At 49.7% G+C, this 4,823-nt stretch carries 4 protein-coding genes; all 4 read left to right on the plus strand.

What is annotated here, in order from left to right:
* Window positions 1-706, plus strand: a 706-nt coding sequence (locus RMO52_RS09510) for a PEP-CTERM sorting domain-containing protein (RefSeq protein ID WP_310413345.1), incomplete at its 5' end; no start/stop codon positions are given.
* Between the two features lie 435 nt (window positions 707-1,141).
* A complete protein-coding gene (locus RMO52_RS09515) occupies window positions 1,142-2,317 on the plus strand; it encodes an aminotransferase class V-fold PLP-dependent enzyme (protein WP_309737930.1) in 1,176 nt (391 codons plus the stop codon).
* 619 nt (window positions 2,318-2,936) lie between these two features.
* Complete coding sequence (locus RMO52_RS09520; RefSeq protein ID WP_310413347.1) at window positions 2,937-3,224, plus strand: hypothetical protein; 288 nt, start codon at window positions 2,937-2,939, stop codon at window positions 3,222-3,224.
* 36 nt (window positions 3,225-3,260) lie between these two features.
* Window positions 3,261-4,823, plus strand: a 1,563-nt coding sequence (locus RMO52_RS09525) for an Rne/Rng family ribonuclease (protein ID WP_310413350.1), incomplete at its 3' end; no start/stop codon positions are given.

Raw genomic sequence — 4,823 nt, forward strand, 5'->3', positions numbered from 1 at the left:
TTTACCAAACTACTCTACTGCGGCTAACGAACCCGCTGGTGATGCAGGGTTCGTGTATACGGCTGCTAGTGGTGGTACTGGTGGAGCTGGAACTGGAGTAGCTGGCGGACTAAGTTACACATTCGACTTTTACAATAGTGGTGGCACCTTTACAACACGGACTACAGCGCAAGGGCTAAATCTCCGCTTTTTAGTTTATGACGTAGATGGGGAACCCTCCCAAGGTGAAGCCGTCCGCATTGCCAAAGGTAATGGAACGAGTGGCTTCATCAGTTATCAACGTGGTAACGGCGGTACGTCCGTCGCTGGTAACACAGTTGGCCCATTGATTGTTACAGAAGACTTGAACAATTACACTTTTACTGGGCAAAACGACAACATCGCTGAGACCAATAGTGCTGCGGCGACTGTCTTTAATTTCCAAAATACGAACTCGGTTACATTCAACTTTGAAGCATTGACTCGCGCTGGGAGTGCTACAGATAATCCCGTGTTTAGTGCGATCGATGGTGACTTGAGCATCCTCGGTGCGACTGAGACTCTCAAACAAGTAAGTCTTCTCACTAATTTTGGGCCAGTGGTGACTGCTAATGCAGCCGGAACTACTACTCCTGTGCCCGAACCTTTTACCATTATCGGTACATTAGTCGGTGGTACAGCAGCCTTACGGATGAGAAAGAAATTGAAAGCAAGTAGTGGAGTGTAATTAGATTCTTATGTAGACTGTCGATGTTTGAAAGAAGTTTTATGCTGAAGGCGCTGTAATTAATTGCAGTGTCTTTTGTGTGTTGTTGGATGGTGGAGATTCGAGTACGATCGAGGTATTAAGATATCAACGCTCTAGACAATTCGAGCTGTATTTTTAGATTCGATCTGTGGTTGTCGATTTTGGGTGAGTTGCGGAGATCTACCCACCCCGCCCTTCGGGCACCCCTCCGAGGAGGGGAATTTTTGGAGTAGCCCGTCGGGCTAATATGTCTAGAAATTGCTAAACTGCGTTTTGAGGTTTATGCCTTTCCCAGAGGGAAAGGCAAGAAAAGATCCCCTCCTCGGAGGGGTGCCCATAGGGCGGGGTGGGTCAGATCTCCGCCTCCCACCCCACCAATCCCGATCGATCCATATCCTCACACCTCACCATTACATGTCCCCAGATCGACACTTACCAATTTATCTCGATCGACATGCCACCACGCCAGTCGATCCGCGCGTCCTGGCGGCGATGTTGCCCTACTTTACCGAACATTTTGGCAACCCGACTAGTACCACCCACCAGTATGGCTGGGCAGCAGAAGCGGCGGTGACTGGTGCCCGCGAAACGATCGCATCCGCAATCGGGGCGAGTGCCGCAGAGATTGTCTTTACTAGTGGGGCGACGGAAGCTAATAATCTCGCGCTCAAAGGTGTCGCCGAGGCTTATTTTGCTAAAGGGCAGCATATTATCACGCTCCAAACCGAACATAATGCGGTGTTAGATCCGTGTCAATATTTAGAATCTTTAGGATTTACAGTTACTTATTTACCTGTAGAAACTGATGGTTTAGTCGATCTCGATACACTTAGGAATGCGATTCGTGCCGATACGATCTTAGTCTCGATTATGGCTGCTAATAACGAGATTGGCGTTTTACAACCCCTAGCAGCAATCGGCAAAATCTGTCGAGAAAATGGTGTTTTATTTCATACCGATGCCGCCCAAGCGATCGGGCAAATTCCGCTCGATGTCGATTTATTAAACGTCGATTTGATGTCGATGACCGCGCACAAAGTATATGGCCCCAAAGGGATCGGCGCACTCTACGTCCGTCGCCGCAATCCACGGGTTAAGTTATCGCCGCAGTTGCATGGTGGAGGACACGAACGGGGAATGCGATCGGGCACATTATACCCGCCCCAAATCGTCGGTTTTGCTAAGGCGGTGGAACTTGCCTTAGCTGAGATGGAATTAGAGACAGCGCGACTGACGGAGTTACGCGACAGATTGTGGTCGCAACTGTGTCAGATCGACGGCATTTACCTCAACGGTCATCCCACCCAGCGCCTACCCGGCAATCTAAATATTAGTGTCGCTGGTGTCGATGGCAATGCCCTCTTATTGGGCTTGAGAGCGACGGTAGCACTGTCTTCGGGTGCAGCTTGTAGTTCCGCCAAGATCGCCCCTTCTCACGTCTTACAGGCACTAGGTAGATCGGAATCGCTCGCTTATGCTGCACTGCGGTTCGGAATTGGGCATAATAATACAGTCGAGCAAATCGATCGAGTAGCAACAGCCGCGATCGCGACGATCCAAAGTCTACGGAAGTTAGCTTTGAGATCGTGACAATTTACAGGTATAATCGAAAAGAACCAAGAGCGATCGCCTCAAAGAAGAATAAGCTCAGCAAATCTTCTCCACCTCTTCCGGTAATCCAAACTGGATGCGATCGTGTACTTGACAAAATTTTCGTGGATTCTGGACATACCACCATCCTTGTAGCTAATTACTAAGTGCAATGGATTTAGTGAGGATTAGAGGATCGCTCTGATCCGACCTATTTTAGGAAGCTACAGATACAACTCAGATCGAGAGTTTATATCAGTCGTCAGGGCAATCGTCTGAAGATGTCAGCCCAATTGCTACGCACTCACTCGTAGTCGATATTCGGGCAGGAGATCGGCACCAATGCTAGAGGCGATCGACTCTTAACGGTAGAACCTCTCCCATTGACAATTGCCAACGACCACCCTTGTAGCCCAAGTCTAAGATTTAACGGTAAAAATAGATCCGGATCGACAAGTCTGGGCAGTCAGCCCACATTTTGGTTAAGATTACCCAGATTTACCGATCGGGCACAGACTCTTCTTAAGGGAAAAGTGCCTAGAGATTTTATCTAGTCGTTTCGATCGCTCGATCGGTAGCAAACTGCACCGACTAATGTGGTGGGATTTAGTCTTGCAAATTGACTTACCCTCGCAGCTCTTTGCCAAATGTGCTGGCTTGTCGATCGATCGGCAAGTCGCAAACATCTACAATCCATCATCGTGTGAGTGCATCATCGCCCTCAACCTTGCCAACTAGATGTTCGCCACTTTGGTCGCTGGCTGTCGCCACTCAAGCGGTGGCAATGCTAGTACCGATCGTCGTCAACCCTCGATCGAGCCGACTAATTACACAGCAGTTAGCTACTTGGAATTTGGAAACATCACGTCACAATATACCAGCACAGCTCGATCCTTATCGATTCTAGGCGATCGAACATGCTGCTAATTTTCGAGGAAATTGAATGCCAAAGCAAATAATTATTGCGGAGCAACACCGCATTGGTGCCGTATTTGGAGAAGACCAAATTCAAGAATTGGTGGTAGCGACCGGACAACATCAGGTCAGTGATATCTATCTTGGCATTGTCGAAAATGTATTACAAGGGATCGATGCGGCTTTTATCAACATCGGCGACCCTTCCCGCAACGGATTTATTCATGTTACAGATTTAGGCCCGCTCCGGCTCAGACGGAGTGCTGGCTCGATTACCGAACTGCTCGCACCCCAGCAAAAAGTGCTGGTGCAGATCATGAAGGAACCGACCGGAAATAAAGGCCCTAGACTAACTGGTAATGTCAGTTTACCCGGTCGCTATGTGGTCTTGATTCCGTTTGGTAAAGGTGTCAATCTCTCCCGCCGCATCCGCTCCGAGGGCGAACGCAATCGGCTCAGGGCACTAGCTGTCCTTGCCAAACCCGCCGGAATGGGTCTACTCGTCCGGACTGAAGCCGAAGACACTACAGAAGAGGCAATTTTAGAAGATCTCGAACAACTCCAAAAGCAGTGGGAAGTCGTTCAGCAAGACGCTAATTCTACCCGCGCACCAGCTTTACTCAATCGGGATGATGACTTCATTCAAAGAGTCCTCAGAGATATGTATTCGGCAGATGTCAACCGGATCGTCGTAGACTCCCAGCAAGGACTCAAGCGAGTTAAGCAAACACTCCTCGGCTGGAATGACGGTCAGTTACCTCCCGGCGTAGTCGTAGACCAACATCGCGAACGCCAACCAATTCTGGAATATTTCCGCGTGAATGCGGCACTTAGAGAATCATTAAAGCCTAGAGTAGATTTGCCTTCAGGCGGATATATCATCATCGAACCGACTGAAGCACTAACTGTCGTCGATGTCAACTCCGGCTCGTTTACCCGATCGAACACCTCCCGCGAAACAGTACTCTGGACTAACTGTGAAGCCGCCACCGAGATCGCTCGTCAATTGCGACTGCGGAATATTGCCGGGGTAATCATCATCGACTTTATCGATATGGATTACCGCAAAGACCAGCTTCAAGTCCTCGAACACTTTAACAAACAGCTCCGCGTCGATAAAGCCAGACCCCAAATCGCGCAGTTGTCAGAGTTAGGCTTAGTCGAACTCACCCGCAAACGCCAAGGTCAAAATATTTACGAATTATTTGGCGAAACTTGTGCCACCTGCGGCGGATTGGGACACTTGGCGCACGTACCGGGCGAAACTGTCTACGGTGCCGATGGCGAAGCCGTGCCGATTTCCCTGGTTTCGAGCTACCCCCAACGCGAACATCGCGGTCGCGGTAATAGCGATCGCAACTCACTAGCCGAGCGAGGACTCAGTAAAGGGCCGCGCCGCAACGCTCGCACCCTGCCCGATCTCCGTCCGCCAGTCCCTGAAGGCTGGGATAGTTTCGATCCAGAAACTACCGAAAGTGAAGATGATTTCAATCTCGTCAATCATCCCAGCTACCAACAGCAGAATGGTGTAGGCAAAAAACGTCGCCGCCGCGTCGGGAGAACAGATCGTGAAGAAGTAGTCCGCAATGTG

The sequence above is a fragment of the Chamaesiphon sp. OTE_8_metabat_110 genome (genome assembly GCF_031382685.1).
Lineage (GTDB): Bacteria > Cyanobacteriota > Cyanobacteriia > Cyanobacteriales > Chamaesiphonaceae > Chamaesiphon.